Annotated in this window: 17 protein-coding genes; 5 read left to right on the plus strand and 12 right to left on the minus strand. The window is 73.7% G+C overall.

Going from position 1 to position 19,006, the window contains the following annotated elements:
- Positions 1–44 precede the first annotated feature (44 nt).
- The 7 genes from pheT to infC form a co-directional block, all read right to left on the minus strand.
- Positions 45–2,546: a phenylalanine--tRNA ligase subunit beta gene (pheT, locus tag PUR61_RS28525; RefSeq protein WP_329882317.1), complete on the minus strand. Its 2,502-nt coding sequence runs from the start codon at positions 2,544–2,546 to the stop codon at positions 45–47.
- Positions 2,546–3,667 (minus strand): phenylalanine--tRNA ligase subunit alpha, encoded by a 1,122-nt coding sequence (gene pheS, locus PUR61_RS28530; protein ID WP_329882318.1) that lies wholly within the window; start codon positions 3,665–3,667, stop codon positions 2,546–2,548. Before pheS ends, pheT begins: the two co-directional genes overlap by 1 nt.
- Positions 3,668–3,973: 306 nt before the next feature.
- Complete coding sequence (locus PUR61_RS28535; RefSeq protein WP_329882319.1) at positions 3,974–5,077, minus strand: sensor histidine kinase; 1,104 nt, start codon at positions 5,075–5,077, stop codon at positions 3,974–3,976.
- Positions 5,078–5,180: 103 nt separating this feature from the next.
- Positions 5,181–6,047 (minus strand): TrmH family RNA methyltransferase, encoded by an 867-nt coding sequence (locus PUR61_RS28540; RefSeq protein WP_329882320.1) that lies wholly within the window; start codon positions 6,045–6,047, stop codon positions 5,181–5,183.
- A gap of 195 nt (positions 6,048–6,242) precedes the next feature.
- Positions 6,243–6,638, minus strand: a complete 396-nt coding sequence (gene rplT, locus PUR61_RS28545; protein WP_327675850.1) for a 50S ribosomal protein L20 — start codon at positions 6,636–6,638, stop codon at positions 6,243–6,245.
- A gap of 109 nt (positions 6,639–6,747) precedes the next feature.
- Complete coding sequence (gene rpmI, locus PUR61_RS28550) at positions 6,748–6,942, minus strand: 50S ribosomal protein L35 (protein WP_030055648.1); 195 nt, start codon at positions 6,940–6,942, stop codon at positions 6,748–6,750.
- A 139-nt stretch (positions 6,943–7,081) separates the two neighbouring features.
- On the minus strand, positions 7,082–7,849 hold the full coding sequence (infC, locus tag PUR61_RS28555; RefSeq protein WP_329882325.1) for a translation initiation factor IF-3: 768 nt from the start codon (positions 7,847–7,849) through the stop codon (positions 7,082–7,084).
- A 444-nt stretch (positions 7,850–8,293) separates the two neighbouring features.
- Between infC and PUR61_RS28560 the strand changes: the two genes are divergently transcribed.
- Positions 8,294–8,671 (plus strand): DUF1844 domain-containing protein, encoded by a 378-nt coding sequence (locus tag PUR61_RS28560; RefSeq protein ID WP_329882326.1) that lies wholly within the window; start codon positions 8,294–8,296, stop codon positions 8,669–8,671.
- A 180-nt stretch (positions 8,672–8,851) separates the two neighbouring features.
- Here the strand turns inward: PUR61_RS28560 and PUR61_RS28565 are convergent, their stop codons facing one another.
- Positions 8,852–9,595 (minus strand): SseB family protein, encoded by a 744-nt coding sequence (locus tag PUR61_RS28565; protein WP_329882327.1) that lies wholly within the window; start codon positions 9,593–9,595, stop codon positions 8,852–8,854.
- A 119-nt stretch (positions 9,596–9,714) separates the two neighbouring features.
- Here PUR61_RS28565 and PUR61_RS28570 point away from each other — a divergent pair, with 119 nt between their 5' ends.
- The 3 genes from PUR61_RS28570 (at position 9,715) to PUR61_RS28580 (ending at position 12,803) form a co-directional block, all read left to right on the plus strand.
- Entirely contained in the window at positions 9,715–10,947 is a 1,233-nt protein-coding gene (locus tag PUR61_RS28570) for an amino acid deaminase/aldolase (RefSeq protein WP_329882329.1), read from the plus strand.
- Between the two features lie 243 nt (positions 10,948–11,190).
- A complete protein-coding gene (locus tag PUR61_RS28575) occupies positions 11,191–11,616 on the plus strand; it encodes a hypothetical protein (protein WP_329882330.1) in 426 nt (141 codons plus the stop codon).
- 266 nt (positions 11,617–11,882) lie between these two features.
- On the plus strand, positions 11,883–12,803 hold the full coding sequence (locus PUR61_RS28580) for a lytic polysaccharide monooxygenase auxiliary activity family 9 protein (RefSeq protein ID WP_329882332.1): 921 nt from the start codon (positions 11,883–11,885) through the stop codon (positions 12,801–12,803).
- A gap of 210 nt (positions 12,804–13,013) precedes the next feature.
- Here PUR61_RS28580 and PUR61_RS28585 read toward each other — a convergent pair whose 3' ends face one another.
- The 4 genes from PUR61_RS28585 to PUR61_RS28600 all read right to left on the minus strand — a co-directional run bounded on the left by PUR61_RS28585 (position 13,014) and on the right by PUR61_RS28600 (position 18,082).
- Positions 13,014–14,201 carry a DUF2510 domain-containing protein gene (locus PUR61_RS28585; protein WP_329882334.1) on the minus strand — a complete coding sequence of 396 codons (1,188 nt, stop codon included), beginning with the start codon at positions 14,199–14,201 and terminating at the stop codon, positions 13,014–13,016.
- 168 nt (positions 14,202–14,369) lie between these two features.
- Positions 14,370–15,179 carry a 3-oxoacyl-ACP reductase gene (locus tag PUR61_RS28590; RefSeq protein WP_329882336.1) on the minus strand — a complete coding sequence of 270 codons (810 nt, stop codon included), beginning with the start codon at positions 15,177–15,179 and terminating at the stop codon, positions 14,370–14,372.
- Between the two features lie 9 nt (positions 15,180–15,188).
- Positions 15,189–16,604, minus strand: coding sequence for an aldehyde dehydrogenase family protein (locus tag PUR61_RS28595; RefSeq protein ID WP_329882386.1), 1,416 nt, complete (start codon positions 16,602–16,604; stop codon positions 15,189–15,191).
- 5 nt (positions 16,605–16,609) lie between these two features.
- Positions 16,610–18,082, minus strand: coding sequence for a glutamine synthetase family protein (locus PUR61_RS28600; protein WP_443035249.1), 1,473 nt, complete (start codon positions 18,080–18,082; stop codon positions 16,610–16,612).
- A 156-nt stretch (positions 18,083–18,238) separates the two neighbouring features.
- Here PUR61_RS28600 and PUR61_RS28605 point away from each other — a divergent pair, with 156 nt between their 5' ends.
- Complete coding sequence (locus tag PUR61_RS28605; protein WP_329882338.1) at positions 18,239–19,000, plus strand: gamma-glutamyl-gamma-aminobutyrate hydrolase family protein; 762 nt, start codon at positions 18,239–18,241, stop codon at positions 18,998–19,000.
- Positions 19,001–19,006: the final 6 nt, after the last annotated feature.

Consider the following 19,006-nt stretch of genomic DNA (forward strand, 5'->3'; position numbering starts at 1 on the left):
GACCGAGGAACGTCCGGGCCGGGGCCCTTCACCGGCTGCGCGGATCAGGCGCCGCGCAGCACCGCTCCGGTGCGGGCGACGGCCTCGGCGACGGCCGCCTCGCGGGCGGCGGTCGCCTCCTCGGCGGTCAGCGTCCGGTCCGCGGCACGGAACCGCAGCGCGTACGCCAGGGATTTCTTGCCCTCGCCGACCTGCTCGCCCGTGAAGACGTCGAACAGCCGGAGGGCCTCCAGCAGGTCCCCGGCGCCCGAACGCAGCGCGGCCTCCACCTCGGCGGCCGGCACGGCGGTGTCGACGATCAGCGCGACGTCCTGGGTGGCCACCGGGAAACCGGAGACCGCCGGGCCGGAGACCCGCTCGGCGCCGTCGGCGGTCAGCAGGTCGAGGTCGAGCTCCATCGCCGAGGTCCGCTCCGGCAGACCCAGCGCCTTGACGGCGCGCGGGTGCAGCTCACCGGCGTGGCCGACCACCCGGTCGGTGCCGGCGACGACCAGCTCGGCGCAGCGGCCCGGGTGCCAGGGCAGCAGCCGGCCCTGACGCACGGCCAGCTCGACGCCGGCGGCGCGGGCCACCGTGCGGGCCGCCTCGACGGCGTCCGCCCAGGACGCCCCGGCGCCCTTGCCCCACCAGCCGGACGGCAGCCGCTCGCCGGCCAGCGCGACGGCGACCCGGCGCGGCTGGTGCGGCAGCGCGGCGTCCAGCGCGGCCAGTTCCCCGTCGCTCGGACGGCGGTCGACGGCCGGGCGCGGCGCGACGGACAGCTCGTCCTTGGGCAGGAAGACGGTGCCGGTCTCGAAGACCGCCAGGTCGGTGTTGCCGCGGCCGACGTTGCGGCGCAGCGCCCCGAGGAGGCCCGGCAGCAGCGTGGTGCGCAGCGCCGGCTCCTCGTCGTTGAGCGGGTTGACCAGCTTGACCGTACGGCGGCGGCGGTCGTCCTTCTCCAGGCCGAGCGCCTCGAAGGCGGCCTCGCCGACGAACGGGTAGTTGTTGACCTCGACGTAGCCGGCGCCGGCCAGCGCCACGCCGACCCGGCGGTGGATCCGCTGGGCCTCGGTCAGGCCCTTGCCCGGCGGCACGGTGGGCATCCGCGCGGGAACGTTGTCGTACCCCTCCAGGCGGATGACCTCCTCGGCGAGGTCGTACGGGTCGGTGAGGTCGGGACGCCAGGTCGGCGGGGTGACCTCCAGCACGTCGGCGCCGGCGACCGAGCAGCCGATCTCCTGGAGGCGCCGGGTGACGGTCTCGCGGCCGTACGCGGTGCCGGCCACCCGGTCGGGCAGATCGGCGGCGATGGTGATGGTGCGCACCGGGTGCGGGGCCGCGATGTCGGTGACACCGGCCTCCGCGGTGCCGCCGGCGATCAGCACCAGCAGGTCGACGGCGCGCTGCGCGGCGGCGCGGGCGGCCTCCGGGTCGACGCCGCGCTCGAAGCGCTTGGACGCCTCGGAGGGCAGCTTGTGCCGCTTGGCGCCGCGGGCGATGACGACCGGGTCGAAGTGCGCCGCCTCGATGATCACCTCGGTGGTGCCCGGCCCCGCGGCCGGGTCGAGGATCTCGGTGGAGGCACCGCCCATGACGCCGGCGAGGCCGATCGGGCCGCTGTTGTCGCAGATCAGCAGGTCCTCGGCGGACAGCGTGCGCTTGACGCCGTCCAGCGTGGTGAGGCTCTCGCCCTGCTCCGCCCGGCGGACCGTGATCGGACCGTCGACGCGCTGCTTGTCGTAGGCGTGCAGCGGCTGGCCGACCTCCAGCATCACGTAGTTGGTGATGTCGACGGCCAGCGAGATCGGGCGGATGCCCGCCTTCTGCAGCCGGCGCTGGAGCCAGAGCGGGGACTTGGCGGCGGGGTCGAGGCCGATCACGGTGCGCGCCACGAACCGGTCGCAGCCGACCGGGTCGGCGACCTTCACGAGGTAGCCGAAGGAGTTCGCCGGCGGCACGTCGAGCAGCGCCGGGTCGGCCAGCGGCAGCCCGTACGCGGCGGCGGCCTCGCGGGCCACGCCGCGCAGCGAGAGGCAGTAGCCGCGGTCCGGGGTGACGGCGATGTCGAGCACCTCGTCGACGAGCTGGAGCAGCTCGACGGCGTCGGTGCCGGGCTCGAACTCGGGCGGGAGCACGATGATGCCGTTGTGGTCGTCGCCCATGCCCAGCTCGCGGGCGGAGCAGATCATGCCGGCCGAGGTGTGGCCGTAGGTCTGGCGGGCGGCGATCGGGAACGGGCCGGGCAGCACAGCGCCCGGGAGCACCACGACGACCTTGTCGCCGACGGCGAAGTTGGTCGCGCCGCAGACGATCTCCTGCGGGGCGCCGGTGCCGTTGGCGTCGCCGACGTTCACGAAGCAGTGCCGGATCGGCTTCTTGAAGCCGGACAGCTCCTCGATGGAGAGCACCTCGCCGACCACCAGCGGGCCCTTGAGGTCGGCGCCGATCTGCTCGACGGTCTCGACCTCCAGGCCGGCCCGGACCAGGCGCTCGGCCACGTCACGGCCGGTCTCGCCGGCCGGCAGGTCGACGTACTCGCGCAGCCAGGAAAGCGGGACGCGCATCAGATCTCCATCCCGAACGGGAGGGTGAAACGCACGTCACCCTCGACCATGTCGCGCATGTCGGCGACGTTGTGACGGTTCATCAGGATCCGCTCCAGGCCCAGGCCGAAGGCGAACCCGCTGTAGCGGTTGGGGTCGATCCCGCAGGCGACCAGCACCCGGGGGTTGACGACGCCGCAGCCGCCGAGCTCGATCCAGCCCTCGGAGCCGCAGGTCCGGCAGGGCCTGTCGGGGTTGCCCACCGACTCGCCGCGGCAGACGAAGCACTGGAGGTCGATCTCCGCGCTCGGCTCGGTGAACGGGAAGTACGAGGGCCGCCAGCGCAGCTCCAGGCCGTCGCCGATCAGGGTCGAGACCAGCTGCTCGATGGTGCCCTTGAGGTCGGCGAAGGTGATGCCCTCGTCGACGGCCAGACCCTCGACCTGGCGGAAGACCGGGGTGTGGGTCGCGTCCAGCTCGTCGGTCCGGTAGACCCGGCCGGGGCAGACGACGTACACGGGGGGCTCGCGGTCGAGCATGGTGCGCGCCTGGACCGGGGAGGTCTGGGTGCGCAGCACCACGCCGGAGTCGGCGGAGCCGTCCGGGGCCTGCACGAAGAAGGTGTCCTGCATGGAGCGCGCCGGGTGGTCCGGGCCCAGGTTGAGCGCGTCGAAGTTGAGCCACTCGGCCTCGACCTCGGGGCCCTCGGCGACCTGGTAGCCCATCGCGACGAAGGTGTCCTCGATACGCTCGGCCAGCGTGGTCAGCGGGTGCCGGGCGCCGCGCGGGGCGCGGTCGTACGGCAGCGTGACGTCCACCGCCTCCTCGACCAGCACACGGGCGTCGCGCTCCGCCTCCAGCTCGGTCTGCCGCTTGGCGAGCGCCTGGTTGACGGCGCCCCGGGCCTGGCCGATCAGCTTGCCGGCGGCGGCCTTGGCGTGCGGGGGCAGGGCGCCGATCTCGCGGTTGGCGAGGGAGAGCGCGGAACGGTCGCCGGTGTGGGCGACCTTGGCCTGCTTCAGCTCGTCCAGGCTGGTGGCGGCGGCGAACGCGGCGAGCGCCTCGCTCCGGGCCGCCTCCACCACCTCGGGCTTGAGGGCCTCGACCTCGACCGGGTCGTACGACTTGTTGGGTGCCGACATCTCTATCTTTCCCGTGCTCCTGCTCGTCCGTGCTCAGGTAAGGGGGGCTCGCTCCCTCCTGTCCCGCCAGCGGGCAGGAGGGTCCCATCGCGTCACGCCCGACGTGGCCGGGCCACGGGCAGGCCCGTCCTCCGTGCAGGACGATCCGGGAGGATCTCCGTACGGGGAGGAGGGGTGTCCGCGGCGCCACCGCGCAGGGCGTCCCACAACGCCAAGGGTCGAGTGTAGTCGCAGCGCGTAGCGCGGCTGCCGTGAAGCCCGTCCGGGGGCCGCTCCCAGCGTGCTCCGCTGGTCGTCCGAGCTCGGTCAGAGCATGAAGTCGGGCACCCCGGAGGGCAGGATAAATCGGAACCGGGCGCCGCCGCCGGGCGCGCGGTCGACCCGGATCGAGCCGCCGTGGGCCTCGACGATGCCCTTGACGATGTAGAGGCCCAGGCCCGTGCCGCCGCGCTTGGAGCCGCGCCAGAAGCGGGTGAAGACGCGCGGCATCGAGTCCTCGGGGATGCCGCTGCCTTCGTCGCTCACGGTGACCGCTGTGCCTTCCACGATGCGGGGCGGGGTGCCGGAGCGCTCCCACACGGGTGCCTCGACGACCTCCTTGGCCGGTGCCACCTCGATGGTGACAGTCCCCTCGCCGTGGCGCACGGCATTTTCGAGCAGGTTCGCCAGGACCTGGTCGACCTTGTCCGGGTCCGCCCACAGGACGGTCAGGGACTCGGCGACGCGGACGTCGAAGCGGTCCTCGGGGATGCCGGTGGCCACCTTCCGCTCGACGTGGCGGCGGACGGCGGCGGTCAGGTCGACCACCTGCTTGCGCAGCTCCAGCCGGCCGGCGTCGATCCGGGAGATGTCCAGCAGTTCGGCGATCAGCCGGGTGACCCGGTCGGCGTCGGCGTCCACGGTCTCCAGCATCAGCCGCTTCTGCCCGTCGGTGAACCGTTCCCACTTGGCCAGCAGCGTGGCGGTGAACCCCTTGACGCTGGTCAGCGGCGAGCGCAGCTCGTGCGCGACGGTGGCGATCAGCTCGGCGTGGCTGCGTTCGGTGCGGCGGCGCGCCTCGGTGCCGCGCAGGGCGATCACCAGCCGCTGCACCGGCCCCTGCGGCAGCGCGCGGACGTACCGGGCGGAGACCAGCACCTCACGGCCGCCGGGCAGCAGCAGGTTGCGCTCCGGCTGGCTGGTGCGGATCGCCAGGCCGCCGTACGGGTCGGTCAGCTGCCACCAGCGGCGGCCGTCGAGGTCCTCCAGCGGGAGGGCGTCCTCCAGCACGCTGCCGAGGGCGGCCTGCTGGCGGATACCGGTGAGCCGGGCGGCGGCGCGGTTGAAACAGACCACCCGGCCCAGGGCGTCGGCGACCACCAGGCCGTCCGGCAGGTCGTCCGGGTCGAGCTCTGGCCCGCTGCCGACCATGGGTGTCCTCCCCGATTACCCACCGTGTCTTTCCCCCCACCGAGGCAGACCCTAGCGTCTCGCAGCGCCCGGTCATAGGGTCCGCGACGACTTGAGGGGGCGGCTACCCCACCGCGCGGCACCCGCCGGGCGAGCGCTGGGCCCGGGCGGAGGCGTAGAGGCACACGGCGGCGGCGGTGGCCAGGTTGAGGCTCTCGGCGTGTCCGTGGATCGGCACGCGCACCACCTCGTCGGCGAGTGCGCGGGTCTCCTCCGGGAGCCCCCACGCCTCGTTGCCGAACACCCATGCGCCGGGCGCGCCCAGGGTGCCCTCGTCGAGCTCCCGGTCGAGGTCGCGCTCCCCCGCGCCGTCGGCGGCGAGCACCCGGACGCCGGCCTCGCGCAGGCGACCGATCGCCTCCTCGACCGGCACGCCGACCGCGACCGGCAGGTGGAACAGGCTGCCGACCGAGGCCCGGACGGCCTTCGGGTTGTACAGGTCCACCGAGGCGTCGGTGAGCACCACGGCGTCCGCGCCGGCCGCGTCGGCGGTGCGCAGCACGGTGCCGGCGTTCCCGGGGTCGCGGACGTGCGCGAGCACCGCGACGAGCTTCGGGCGGGCGGCGAGCACGTCGGCGAACGGCGTGTCGATGAACCGGCAGAGCGCGACGATGCCCTGCGGGGTCACGGTGTCGCAGATCCCGGCGACGACCTCGTCGGTGGCGGTGAGCACCGGCAGGTCCTCGGCGAGGGCGGCGTCGACGATGCCGGCGTGCCGCTCGGCGGCCTCCGGGGTGACGTACACCTCGACGACGGCGTGCTCGCCCGAGTCCGGCAGCCGCCCGAACGCGATCGCCTCGCGGACGGCCTGCGGGCCCTCGGCGAGGAAGCGGCGTTCCTTGCCGCGCTGGTTCCGCTTGGCGAGCCGCCGGGCGGCGACCACGCGGGGAGAGCGCAGGGAGGTCAGCAGGGGGGTCTCGGTGCTCGGCATGATCTCGTCTCTGGTGCGGACTCTGTGCGGACCGGTGGCGGCGGGCGGGCGACAGGGACCGTCGGTCCGCGCGGACCGCCGGCGCGCGCAGCCCGCCGGTGCTCGGTGCGGACCGGTGGCGGTCGGAACGCAAAACCGGACCCGCAGGATCGAGCCTGCGGGTCCGGTCAGCTCAACTCGACTGATCCAGGAAGATCAGGCGGCGTCGGCGGCGGCCTTCGGGGCGTTCACGTCGGCCGGCAGCGCCTTCTGGGCCACCTCGACCAGCGTGGCGAACGCGCCCGGGTCGTTGACGGCGAGGTCGGCCAGCATCTTGCGGTCGATCTCGACGCTGGCGGCCTTCAGGCCCTGCACGAAGCGGTTGTAGGTGATGCCGTTGGCACGGGCCGCAGCGTTGATGCGCTGGATCCACAGCTGACGGAAGTCGCCCTTGCGCTTCTTGCGGTCGTTGAAGTTGTAGACCAGCGAGTGGGTGACCTGCTCCTTGGCCTTGCGGTACAGGCGCGAGCGCTGGCCGCGGTAGCCGCTGGCGCGCTCCAGGATGACCCGGCGCTTCTTGTGGGCGTTGACTGCCCGCTTGACGCGTGCCACTTGATTACTCCTTGGATTGGACCACGGACTACTTCACGTGGTCCGTCATTCGAATGGGTCGGGAAGGATCAGCTGCCCCGCACACGGCTCGCACCGGGCGGGAGGGCGATCACTTGCCGAGAAGCTTCTTGATCTTCTTGGCGTCGGCGGGGGCCAGCTCGACGGTGCCGGCCAGCTTGCGGGTCAGCGTCGAGGGCTTGTGCTCCAGGAGGTGGCGGCGGCCGGCGCGCTCGCGCAGCACCTTGCCAGAGCCACTGATCTTGAAGCGCTTGCTGGCGCCACTGTGCGTCTTCTGCTTCGGCATTTCGCCGTATCTCCTCGTCGGTCCGTCCACGCCCGCGCGGTGTGCGCCGCGCGGGCGTGAAGGATGGATCTGCGGTGACCGGGCGGGCGCCCCGTCTCCGTGGTGGCCGGTCTCCCGGACTGCTCTGGCCCGTGAAGGGTCAGGCGCCCTGGGAGGCCTCGGCCGGCTGCTCGACCTCGGTGGCGGCCTCGACGTCGGACTCGTCGGCCTCGTCGGCCTCGTCGATCTCGTCGGCCTCCGCCTCGGCGGCGGCGTTCTCTGCCTCAAGCGCTGCGTCGTCGTCGGCCTCGGCGGCGTCGGGGCCGGCGTTGCGACCCTGACGCTCGGCCTTGCGGGCGTCCGCGATCGCGCGGGCCTCGGCCATCGCTTCGGTCTTCTTCTTGTGCGGGCCGAGAACCATGATCATGTTACGGCCGTCCTGCTTCGGCGAGGACTCGATGAAGCCCAGGTCCTGGACGTCGTCGGCGAGTCGCTGAAGCAGCCGGAAGCCCAGCTCGGGACGGGACTGCTCACGACCACGGAACATGATCGTGATCTTGACCTTGTCGCCCTGCTTGAGGAACCGAACGACGTGACCCTTCTTGGTGTCATAGTCGTGCGGGTCGATCTTCGGCCGGAGCTTCATCTCCTTGATGACCGTGTGCGCCTGGTTCTTGCGCGCCTCACGGGCCTTCATGGCCGACTCGTACTTGAACTTGCCGTAGTCCATGAGCTTGCACACCGGCGGCCGGGCGGTCGCCGCGACCTCGACCAGGTCGAGGTCGTACTCCTGCGCGAGCTCCAGCGCCTTGGCAAGCGGCACGATGCCGACCTGCTCGCCGCTGGGACCGACGAGTCGCACCTCGGGGACGCGAATCCGGTCGTTGATGCGGGGCTCGGTGCTGATGGGGCCTCCTCGGTTGCACAACTTCTGCGATGCGGCCGTCGGGCGGCGGTCGCACGTAGTGGACTCGACCACTGGGCGGGGCTTCATTCGTGCTGCGCTGTGGGCCGAAGCCCTGGAGGGCAACCACACCGCGACACGAAAAAAGCCCCGCTCGGTACAAGCGGGGCTCCACACAACCGGGGGCGACGCCCGGTGAGGGGCGCTGCGGCGACGTCGGCACACTGGGCGCCCGTCGCGGACCGGGACCCGTCGACCCGGAGGTCGATCGGGTGGGAGACTTTCGCGGTTGCCCTCTCGGGCCTCCTGAAGTGGAGCCTCCACTTGCTGGCCGGACATCCGTGAGAACGCCTGGCCGGTCAGTCTCGAAGCATACAGCGCCCCGGGGCCGAAGGCCATTCCACCCCTCCGCGCCACCCCTTGTACGCTCCCTCTGTACGGAGACCGGCACGACGGAACGAGCCCCCCTTGAGCAGCGAGCCCACCCAGAACCCCGCCGCGGACGACGAGGCGATCGGCTTCGACGACCTCACCCGGGACATCGCCGAGGTCCCCGCCGTCGAGGTGATCACCACCGTCGCGGTGCACCTGATGAGTGCCGCCGCGGTCAAGTGCGGTCTCGCCGAGGGCGGCGAGAAGGACAAGGACCTCGACGAGGCCCGCAAGCTGATCACCGCGCTGGCCGGGCTGGTCACCGCCGGTGCCCCGGAGATCAGCAACTTCCACGCGGCGCCGCTGCGGGACGGCCTGCGCTCGCTCCAGCTCGCCTTCCGCGAGGCCTCGGTCGTCCCGGACGCGCCCGGCTCCGGCCCCGGCGAGAAGTTCACCGGGCCGGTCTACGCCTGAGCATCCGGTCCGCCGCGCCGAGCGGCGGCACCTCAGGGGTCCCCCCGGAACCGCGTTCCGGGGGGACCTCGTGCTTTCCCCCGTACTGTTCCGGCCGGGCCCGTCGGGGCTCCGGCCAGCTCCCGCGGACCTCACCGGGCGGCCCGTCGGCGCCCGCCCTCCCGGTCCGCACCCCGGCGGCTACCGCCGGTAGAGCGGCTCCCCCGGCAGCCCGGCGTCCGCGGGCAGCACCGCCAGGCTCAGGCCCCGGTCGAGCCGGACCCGCAGCACCGGGTCCTCGCTGACCGCCCGCCCGATCCGCCGGGCCGCCTCCTGGACCGCCTCGCGCTCCAGCCCCTCGTCCAGCACCACCGCGAGCAGACCGTCCGCGTCCTGGTAGGGCGCCAGCAGGCCGCGCACCACGGCGGGCTCCGCGGCCAGCAGCGCCCGCACCGCCTCCCGCACCTCGGGATCGGCCACCGGCGGCAGGTGGGGCCGGTTCTCGGCCAGCGCGCGCAGCCGGGCGCCGGACAGCCGGAAGACGACCGGTCCGGCCGGGTCGACCAGCAGGGTGTCGGCGCGCTCGGAGAACGCGACCATCGCGGCCTGCGGGGCCGCCACCGGCGCCGGACGGGCGTCCGCGCGCCAGCGGGCCAGGGTCTCCAGCGAGGTGAAGGCCGGCAGGGCGCGACGGCCGTCGGCGGCCTCGACCACGGGGACGGCCATGTCGCTGGTCTTCTCGTGCCGGTGCCCGTGCTCGTCCAGCTCGACCTCGCCGAGGATCGCCACGATCGGCACCATCAGCCGGGTGGGCGCGAGCGCCGCGAGCACCTCCGGCTCGGCCGCGCGGTCCTCCGACCAGCGGGCGAGCGCGGCGGCCAGGGCCGGGTCTGCGGCGCCGTCGTCGGCGGCGAATCCGGGGTTGGGGATGTTCTTGCGGTCCACCCGGCCGACCCTATGCCACCGTGCGGGCCCCGCCCACGGACCGAAGGTCCCCGGAACCCGGCCCGACACACCCGGCCCATCCCCTACCGGCCGGTAGTGAGGTGTGGCACTCTGCGCCCATGGCCACCCTCGAAGCTGCTGCCCGCGCCGCCGCGACCTCCTCCCCGGCGGCCGACCGCGCCCGGTACGACCGGGCCACCGCCCACCTGGACGGCCCGGTGGCCGTCGTCGACCTGGCGGCGTTCGACGCCAACGCCGCCGACCTGGTGCGCCGCGCGGCGGGCAAGCCGATCCGGGTGGCCAGCAAGTCGGTGCGGTGCCGGGCCCTGCTGGAACGGGCCCTGGCCACGGACGGCTTCGCCGGGGTGATGAGCTTCACCCTCGCCGAGTCGCTCTGGCTGGCCCGCTCGGGCCTGCGCGACATCCTCCTGGCCTACCCCTCCACCGACCGCGCCGGCTTCGCCGAGCTGACCGCCGACCCGGAGCTCGCCGCCGCCGTCACCGTCCTGCTGGACGACCCGGCCCAGCTGGACCTGGTCGACGCGGCCCGGGCCGGCACCGCCGAGGTCCGGGTCTGCCTGGAACTCGACACCGCGCTGCACCTGCTCGGCGGGCGGGTCCGGGTCGGCGCCCGGCGCTCCCCGCTGCGCTCCCCCGGGGACCTCGCGGCCTTCGCCGAGCTGGTCCAGCGCCGCCGGGGCTTCCGGGTGGTCGGGCTGATGGCGTACGAGGGGCACGTGGCCGGGGTGGGGGACGCGGTGCCCGGGCGCCCGGTGCGCTCCCGGCTGGTCCGGGTGATGCAGACCAGGGCACGGACCGAGCTGGCCGGGCGGCGGGCGGAGGCGGTCCGGCTGCTGCGCCGGGTCGCCGAGCTGGAGTTCGTCAACGGCGGCGGCACCGGGAGCGTCGAGTCGACGGCGGCGGAGCGCGCGGTGACCGAGGTGGCGGCCGGCTCCGGGCTGTACCAGCCCCGGTTGTTCGACAACTACCGGTCGTTCCAGGGACGGCCCGCCGCCCTTTTCGGCCAGCCGGTGGTGCGCCGGCCCGGGGTCGGTGTGGTGACGGTCCTCGGCGGCGGCTATCCGGCGTCGGGCGCGGCCGGCCCTGACCGCTCCCCCGTGCCGTACCTGCCGCCGGGGCTGCGGTACGACCCGATGGAAGGCGCCGGGGAGGTGCAGACCCCGTTGCTCGGCTCGGCCGCCGACGACCTGCTGATCGGCGACCGCGTCTGGTTCCGGCACGCCAAGGCGGGCGAACTGTGCGAGCGGTTCGCCGAGTTGCACCTGGTCGAGGGGGACGCGGTGGTGCGCACCGTGCCGACCTACCGGGGCGAGCGGCAGACCTTCCTCTGAACCCCGTCCGGTCCCCGGACCGGACGGACCGCACGCGCCCCGCACGGACCGCGTCGCACGGACCGCGTCGTGCGGCTCCCGGGTCGTGCGGGGCACGTGCGGCGCGGGGGTCGCACGGGGCGTCCCCCCGGCGGCGAAACCCCCGCCGCAGGGTTCCTGAGCTGCACGGTTCCGCCTCGCGCGCGGGCCCGGTTCCACTACCGTGGAGCGGATGCGAGGACCACGCCGACGGAGGGGGAGACCGTGGAAGCGGAAGTCGTGCAGTTGGTGACGGCCGGCGCCAGCACGCTGGTCGGGCTGATGGCCACCGAGTTCTGGACGCAGGCCCGTTCGCGCTTCGGCTCGTGGCTGGGACGCGGCGAGGGCGACGAGGCGGAGGAGGCCGCACTGGAACGCTCCAGGGCGGCCGTCACCCGCGCGCAGGAGGCCGGCGACACCCGGGCGGTCGAGGACCTGACCGGCGGCTGGCGCGCCCGGCTCCGTGAGGCGCTCCACGAGAACCCCGCTGCGGCCCGGGAACTCGAAGCCCTCCTGGAGGAGTTCGGGCCGAGGCTGCCGAAGCCCGCGGCCGGCTCGTTGAACATCGCGATCAGCGGCGGGACGGTGCAGGGCAGCGTCATCCAGGCGGGCACCGCGGGCTCGGTCACCATCGGGCGAACCGACCCCTGACCCGCGGCCCGGCCGCCGAACCTTGGCCGCACCTTAAGAGGGCCCGATGGGATGCCTAACTGCGGCATCCGATCGGGCCTTTGTGCTGTTCGCAGGGCTACAGTCCGTCAAAAAGTGGCTCAGAACGGCCTATTGCCAGCTGGTCTAGTCCAATCATACGCTCAGCTCAGGGGCCGGCGCGCCGGGTCGGCGGGCCCCTCGGACAGACGTGTCCGGCACTCCCCCACATCTTCGACCCGGGAACACGGTCAAGGAGTCCCCACCCCATGTCCATGAAGCGAACCGCCATGTCCGTCGGCGTCATCGGCGCCGCCGTCCTCACCGTCTCGGTCACCGGCATCGGCACCGCCGGCGCTCACGGCACCGTCACCAACCCGGTCAGCCGGATCGCGGCCTGCTACGCGGAGGGCCCCGAGACCCCCAAGTCGCAGATCTGCAAGGACCTCGTCTCCCTGAGCGGCACCCAGCCGCTGTACGACTGGAACGAGGTCAACATCGCCAACGCGGACGGCCGCCACCAGGCCATCATCCCGGACGGCAAGCTGTGCTCCGCCAACCGCGACAAGTACAAGGCGCTGGACCTGCCGCGCGCCGACTGGCCGGCCAGCGCGGTCACCCCCGGCAAGGTCGACTTCAAGTTCCGGGTCACCGCCGCGCACCAGGGCAACCAGACCATCTACATCACCAAGCAGAGCTGGGACCCGACCAAGCCGCTGAAGTGGTCGGACCTCGACGCCCTCCCCGTCGCCCAGGTCCCGACCAGCCGGACCTCCGACAACGGCTACTACAACTACAGCGGGACCCTGCCGCAGCGCACCGGCCGCCAGCTGCTGTACATGGTGTGGCAGCGGACCGACAGCCCCGAGGCGTTCTACAGCTGCTCCGACATCGACTTCGGCAAGGCGGCGGTCGCCGGCGGGACCGCAGCGCTCACCGCGCAGGCCCCGGCCGCGCCGAGCGAGGAGCAGATCTCCGCCGGCCTGGGCAAGTCCACCGTGGCCCACCACGGGCACGGCGGCAACGCCAACGAGCCGGCCGGCGCGGTCGTCCCGACCAACAGTGCCGCGGTGGGCGGCGGCTCGGCCACCGGCCCGCTGCTGCTCGCCGGTGCCGCCGCCGTCGGCGTCGGCTGGGCCGGCATGGTGCTCCGGCGTCGTCGGGTCGAGGCTGTTCGACACGACGGCTGACTGCCGGAAGCCGGGGCCGGATCTCAACCCCCGTGAGGTCCGGGCCCGGCGAACGTCCACCACGCCGTGAACGGCGGCGGCCCGCCCGGATCCCTCCGGGCGGGCCGCCGCCGTGTGTGAGCGGTGCGGTGGGCGGCGCCGCGGCGGTGCCGCCCACCGCTGTCTCCCGCGGCCGGCCGGGACCGGCGCGGTCCCGGCCCACGGCCCGGGTCAGGTCGTCGCGGTACCGGCGCCGCCGTCGGGTCCACCGGGGAGGCCCGGGACGGCCGGCAGCTTGCCGCTGTAGTCGTCGATGCCCTTGACGATGGTGTCCATCACCGACAGCTCGGGCGCCTTGGCGGTGATGTCGAAGCCGAGGTGCACCGAGACCAGGGTCTTCCCGTCGGCGGACGGGAAGACCACGGTCTGCACGTACCCGTCGTTACCCTTGGCCGCGTCCACCTTCCAGCGGACCAGGTAGCCGTCCCGGCCGTCGACCTTGACCGCCTCGGACTTCAGCTCCTCGTGCGAGACCAGCTCGTTGTAGGAGTCCTTGGCCGCCTTCTCGATGTCGGCCTTGGCCGCCGCCTGGGCGTCGGTGCCGCCGCCGGCGATCCGGCCGCTGTTGGCACCGCCGAGCGAGCAGGTCCCGCCGCCCTCGCAGGTGTACGAGCCGATGCTGAGCGCGGCGAAGCCGTCCCGGGTGGTCCCGCCCTCCCAGCCGGACGGGACGGGCAGGACGAGCCGGTTCACCACGTCGACGGCCTTGTCGCGGCCCTTGGCCGTGCCGTCGTCCTGGCCGCCGCTGCCGCCGCTCCCGCCGTCGCCGCCCTTGCTGTCGCCGCCGCCGTTGCCGCCCTTGCCGCTGTTGCCGTTGCCGTTGTTGCCGTTGCCGCTGTTTCCGTTCCCGTTGCCCTGGCCGTTGCCCTGGTCGCCGGGGCCGCCGAGGTCCGGCAGGCCCCGCCACGGGCCGCCCTCGCCGTACGGGCCGTTCGGGAAGCCGGGGCGGGCGGACCGCTGCCGGTCCCCGTGGTCGTCCATCGCCAGATAGGTGATGCCCGAGCCGGCGCCCAGCCCGAGCAGGGCCGCCACCGTCGCGGCGACCACGAGCTTGGACGGCCGGCGCCGCACCTTGGGGGGCGGCGGCACGGGCGAGCCGTAGGCGGTACCGAAGGGGGGCGGTTCCGGATAGCGGGCCGACGGGCCGCCCTCCAGCACCTCCCCCTCCAGCACCCGGGTCTCGGCGGTCGTGTCCGGCCCCGGAGCGCCGGCCGCCGGGGACTCCGGCGGCGGCGCGTCCGAGGGTGCGGGCCGGGTGCTGGCCGTCCAGCCCGTGCCGTCCCACCAGCGCTGGGGTCGCGGGTCGCCGGTGATGTCCTTCGGGTCCGGGTACCACCCGGCGGGGATCTGCTCGCTCACGACACAGAATCTAAAGGGAACCGGATAAACGCGATATCAGCGGGACACCGAATTCCCGGCATTTTCCATGAGATTACGGTGAGAAGCGGCCGGGCCGCCCGGACGAACCGATTCCGGACCCTCCCGGCGGCCCGGCCGGGGCCCGTCCCGGCGGCCCGTCTCGGAGGGCTACAGCGGGGTCACGTAGGCCCCCGAGATCCCGCCGTCCACCAGGAACTCGCTCGCCGTGATGAAGGAGGAGTCGTCGCTGGCGAGGAACGCCACGGCGGCGGCGATCTCCTCGGGCCGCGCGAACCGGCCCAGCGGGACGTGCACCAGCCGCCGCGCCGCCCGCTCCGGGTCCTTGGCGAACAGCTCCCGGAGCATCGGGGTGTCCACCGGCCCGGGCGAGAGCGCGTTGACCCGGATGCCCTCCCGGGCGAACTGCACGCCCAGCTCCCGGGACATCGCCAGCACCCCGCCCTTGGAGGCGGTGTAGGAGATCTGCGAGGTGGCCGCGCCCATCCGGGCCACGAAGCTGGCGGTGTTGATGATCGAGCCGCGCCCGTGCCGGCGCATGTACGGCAGCGCGGCCTTGCAGCAGAGGTAGACCGAGGTCAGGTTGACCTCCTGGACCCGCCGCCAGGCGTCCAGCCCGGTGGTCAGGATGGAGTCGTCCTCCGGCGGCGAGATGCCCGCGTTGTTGAACGCGACGTCGACGCTGCCGAACGTCTCGTAGGCCTGGTCGAAGAGCGCCTCGACCATGTACGGGTCGGTGACGTCGGTGTGCACGAACAGGCCGTCGACCTCCTGGGCGGCCGCCTTGCCGGTGGCCTCGTCGAGATCGGCGCAGACCACCTTCGCCCCCTCGGAGGCGAGCCGGCGCGCGGCGGCGAGGCCGATGCCGCTGCCGGCTCCGGTGATCACCGCGGTACGGCCGACCAGCCGCCGGCAGACCGGGGCACCGGGCTCCTGGCTCTCGTGGGACTTCCGGGTCACGGTGTGCTCCTACTCCTCGGTCCGAATGAAGACGTTCTTGGTCTCGGTGAAGTGGGTCAGCGCGTCGGGCCCGAGTTCCCGGCCGACACCGGACTCGCCGAATCCGCCGAACGGCGTCCAGTACCGCACCGAGGAGTGCGAGTTGACGGAGAGGTTGCCCGCCGCGACGCCCCGGGCCAGACGCAGGGCCCGGCCGAGGTCGCGGGTCCAGATCGAACCGGAGAGGCCGTAGCGGGTGGCGTTGGCGAGCCGCAGGGCGTCCGCCTCGTCCTCGAAGGGCAGCACGACGGCGACCGGACCGAAGATCTCCTCGGTGACCGCCGGCGCGTCCGGGTCGGTGGGCGCCAGCACCGTCGGCGGGTACCAGAAGCCGGGGCCGTCCGGCACGGCGCCGCGGGCCAGCACGGGAAGGTCCGGGGTGACGAACGACGCCACCCGGCGGACCTGCGCGGCCGAGATCAGCGGGCCCAGCTGGGTCTCCGGGTCGGCCGGGTCACCGGTGCGGACCGCCTCGACGGCGGGCAGCAGCAGGGCGAGGAAGTCGTCGTAGACCGCACGCTGGACCAGGATCCGGCTGCGGGCGCAGCAGTCCTGACCGCTGTTGTCGAGGAAGGACATCGGATCGGCGGCCCCGGCGAGGTCGGCGTCGGCGAAGACGATGTTGGGGCTCTTGCCGCCGAGTTCGAGGGTGACCCGCTTGGCCCGGGCCGCGCAGCGGGCGGCGACCTCCTTGCCGACCACCGTCGAACCGGTGAAGACGATCTTGCGGACGGCGGGGTGGTCGACCAGGGCCCGGCCGGTGGTCGGGCCCGCACCCGGGACCACCTGGAACAGACCCTCGGGCAGTCCGGCGGCGAGGGCGAGTTCGGCCAGCCGCAGTGCGGTCAGCGGGGTGGCCTCGGCGGGCTTCAGCAGCACCGCGTTCCCGGCGGCGAGGGCGGGGGCGAAGCCCCAGGCGGCGATCGGCATCGGGAAGTTCCACGGCGCGATCACCCCCACCACGCCGACCGGCTCGTGGAACGTGACGTCCAGGCCGCCGGCCACCGGGATCTGCCGCCCGGTCAGCCGCTCCACTCCCCCGGCCGCGTACTCCAGCAGGTCGCGGACGTTGCCCGCCTCCCAGTGGGCGGTCCCGACGGTGTGGCCGGCCTCGGCGACCTCCAGTCCGGCGAGTTCGGGGACGTGCACCTCGACCTGGTCGGCGAAGCGCCGCAGCAACCGGGCCCGCTCGCCGGGAGCGAGGGCGGCCCAGCCCTGCTGCGCCTTGACGGCGCGCTGGACGGCGGCGTCCAGCCGCTCCGGGGTGGTGTCCGGGACGGTGGCGAGGGTCTCGCCGGTGGCGGGGTTGAGGACGACGGAGACGGCGGGTCCCGCGCCGGACCCGCGGCCGGCGGTGGCGGTGGTGGTGTCACTGGTGGTGTCGATGGTGGTCACATCCGCTCGAAGGATCGGTAGCGCTCCCAGTCGGTGATGGCGCTGTCGTAGGCGGCCTGTTCGACCCTGGCCATGTGCAGGTAGTGCTCGACCACGTCGTCCCCGAACGCGGCGCGGGCGAGCTCGCTCGCGCCCCACAGGTCGGCCGCCTCGCGGAGCGAGCCGGGCACCCGGGCGTAGTCCTCGACGGCGTAGGCGTTGCCCAGGCAGGGCGCGGGCAGTTCCAGCTTCTGCTGTACCCCGTGCAGGCCGGCCGCGATCATGCCGGCCACCGCGAGATACGGGTTGACGTCCCCGCCGGGCACCCGGTTCTCCATCCGCAGACCCGGGCCACGGCCCACCACCCGGTAGGCGCAGGTGCGGTTGTCCCGGCCCCAGGCGACCGCCGTCGGAGCGAACGAGCCCGGCCGGTACCGCTTGTAGGAGTTGATGTTGGGCGCGTACAGCAGGGTGAACTCGCGCAGTGCGAGCAGTTGGCCGGCCAGGAAGTGCCGCATGGTGTCGGTCATCCGACCGTCGGGGTCGGCGAAGGCCGGGGCGCCGACGGCGTCGCGCAGCGAGAGGTGGATGTGGCAGCTGTTGCCCTCGCGCTCGTCGTACTTGGCCATGAAGGTGAGCGCGCAGCCCAGTTGGGCGGCGATCTCCTTGGCGCCGGTCTTGTAGACGCTGTGCTGGTCGCAGGTGGTGAGCGCGTCCGTGTAGCGGAAGGCGATCTCGTGCTGGCCGAGGTTGCACTCCCCCTTGGCGGACTCCACCACCAGGCCGGCGCCGGCCATCTCGATGCGGATCCGGGAGAGCAGCGGCTCGACCCGGGCGGTGCCGAGCAGCGAGTAGTCGACGTTGTAGAGGTTGGCCGGGGTCAGGCTGCGGTAACCGCCCTGCCAGGCCTGCTCGTAGGTGTCGCGGAAGACCAGGAACTCCAGCTCCGTGCCGATGTCGGCGGCCAGGCCCTGTTCGGCCAGCCGCTCGATCTGGCGGCGCAGCAGCTGGCGGGGCGCCGCGGCGACCGGACGTCCGCCGTGCCGGGCGAGGTCGGCGGTGACCTGGGCGGTGCCCGGCTGCCAGGGCGTGAGCCGGAGGGTGTCGAGGTCGGGGCGCATCGCGAAGTCGCCGTAGCCGGTCTCCCAGGAGGAGAGGGCGTAGCCGTCCACCGTGTTGAGGTCGATGTCGACGGCGAGCAGGTAGTCGCAGGCCTCCGCGCCGTTCTCGGCCACCTCGTCGAGGAAGAACCGGGCCGCGAAGCGCTTGCCCTGGAGTCTGCCCTGCATGTCGGTGAAGGCGAGCGCGACGGTGTGGATCTCGCCGGCGTCGACCAGGGCGCGCAGCTCGTCCAGGGCCAGCGGGGCACGGCGCGACGCGGCCGACACGGCTCTGCCGGACCGGGCGCCGGGTCCGGCAGAGCCGGTGGCGCCGGGCTGGGCGGTCGGCGCAGCGGCGGCGCTGCCTGGCGCGGCGACGTGGTCGTTCATGGCGGACACCCTCCTCGTCGATCACGCTGTGAGATCACGTGGTCACAGGGAACCGTACGGCCTGTCACGGACGGCGCGGAAGAGGGCGGGCTGGTGTGGCGCGCCGATATGCGTGGTTGGCGATGTATCGGGCGGCACGGGAGGAGAATGCCCGCCATGGATCGCAGGCCTTTTGTCGGCGTCAGCACCTATCTGGTGGACGCGAGTTGGAGCGACTGGAGGGACCGCCGGGTGGCCCTGGTGCCCGAGCGGTACACCTCGTACGTCAAGGACTCGGGCGGGATCGCGGTGCTGCTGCCGCCGGACGCCCCGGAACGCGCGCCGGAGGTGCTGGCGCGACTGGACGCCCTGGTCGTGGCGGGCGGACCGGACATCGACCCCGCCTACTACGGGCAGCAGCCGCACCCGCTCACCGACGTGGACACCGTCGAGCGGGACGTCTGGGAGTGCGCGCTGCTGCGGGCGGCGCTCGCGGCGGGCATGCCGCTGCTGGGGATCTGCCGGGGCATGCAGGTCCTGAACGTCGTCTGCGGGGGCACGCTGGTGCAGCACCTGCCGGACGTCGTCGAGGTGGACGTGCACACCGGCTCCCCCGGCAAGTACGGCACGCACGTGGTGCGGCCGGTGCCCGGGACGCTGCTCGGCGGGCTGCTGCCGGAGCCCGAACTGACCGTGCCGACCTTCCACCACCAGGCGGTGGACCGGCTCGGCACGGGCCTGCGGGTCGGCGCGCACGCACCGGACGGGACGGTGGAGGCGGTGGAGGGACCGGGATTCACGCTCGGCGTGCAGTGGCACCCCGAGCAGGGGGACGACCTCCGGGTGATGCAGGCGCTGGTCCGGGCGGCGACGGCGGCGCGGACGCCGGAACTGGATCTGGAGCTGGGCCTGGGCCTGGAGGCGGTCGAGGTGCGGTAGCCGGCG

The sequence above is a fragment of the Streptomyces sp. BE20 genome (genome assembly GCF_036322525.1).
GTDB lineage: Bacteria > Actinomycetota > Actinomycetes > Streptomycetales > Streptomycetaceae > Kitasatospora.

Bases quoted from the DNA above. Each gene is read 5' to 3' on its own strand.
- pheT (WP_329882317.1), bottom strand. From the start codon at position 2,546: ATGCGCGTCCCGCTTTCCTGGCTGCGCGAGTACGTCGACCTGCCGGCC.
- pheS (WP_329882318.1), bottom strand. From the start codon at position 3,667: ATGTCGGCACCCAACAAGTCGTACGACCCGGTCGAGGTCGAGGCCCTC.
- PUR61_RS28535 (WP_329882319.1), bottom strand. From the start codon at position 5,077: ATGGTCGGCAGCGGGCCAGAGCTCGACCCGGACGACCTGCCGGACGGC.
- PUR61_RS28540 (WP_329882320.1), bottom strand. From the start codon at position 6,047: ATGCCGAGCACCGAGACCCCCCTGCTGACCTCCCTGCGCTCTCCCCGC.
- rpmI (WP_030055648.1), bottom strand. From the start codon at position 6,942: ATGCCGAAGCAGAAGACGCACAGTGGCGCCAGCAAGCGCTTCAAGATC.
- PUR61_RS28570 (WP_329882329.1), top strand. From the start codon at position 9,715: ATGGCCACCCTCGAAGCTGCTGCCCGCGCCGCCGCGACCTCCTCCCCG.
- PUR61_RS28580 (WP_329882332.1), top strand. From the start codon at position 11,883: ATGTCCATGAAGCGAACCGCCATGTCCGTCGGCGTCATCGGCGCCGCC.
- PUR61_RS28600 (WP_443035249.1), bottom strand. From the start codon at position 18,082: ATGAACGACCACGTCGCCGCGCCAGGCAGCGCCGCCGCTGCGCCGACC.
- PUR61_RS28605 (WP_329882338.1), top strand. From the start codon at position 18,239: ATGGATCGCAGGCCTTTTGTCGGCGTCAGCACCTATCTGGTGGACGCG.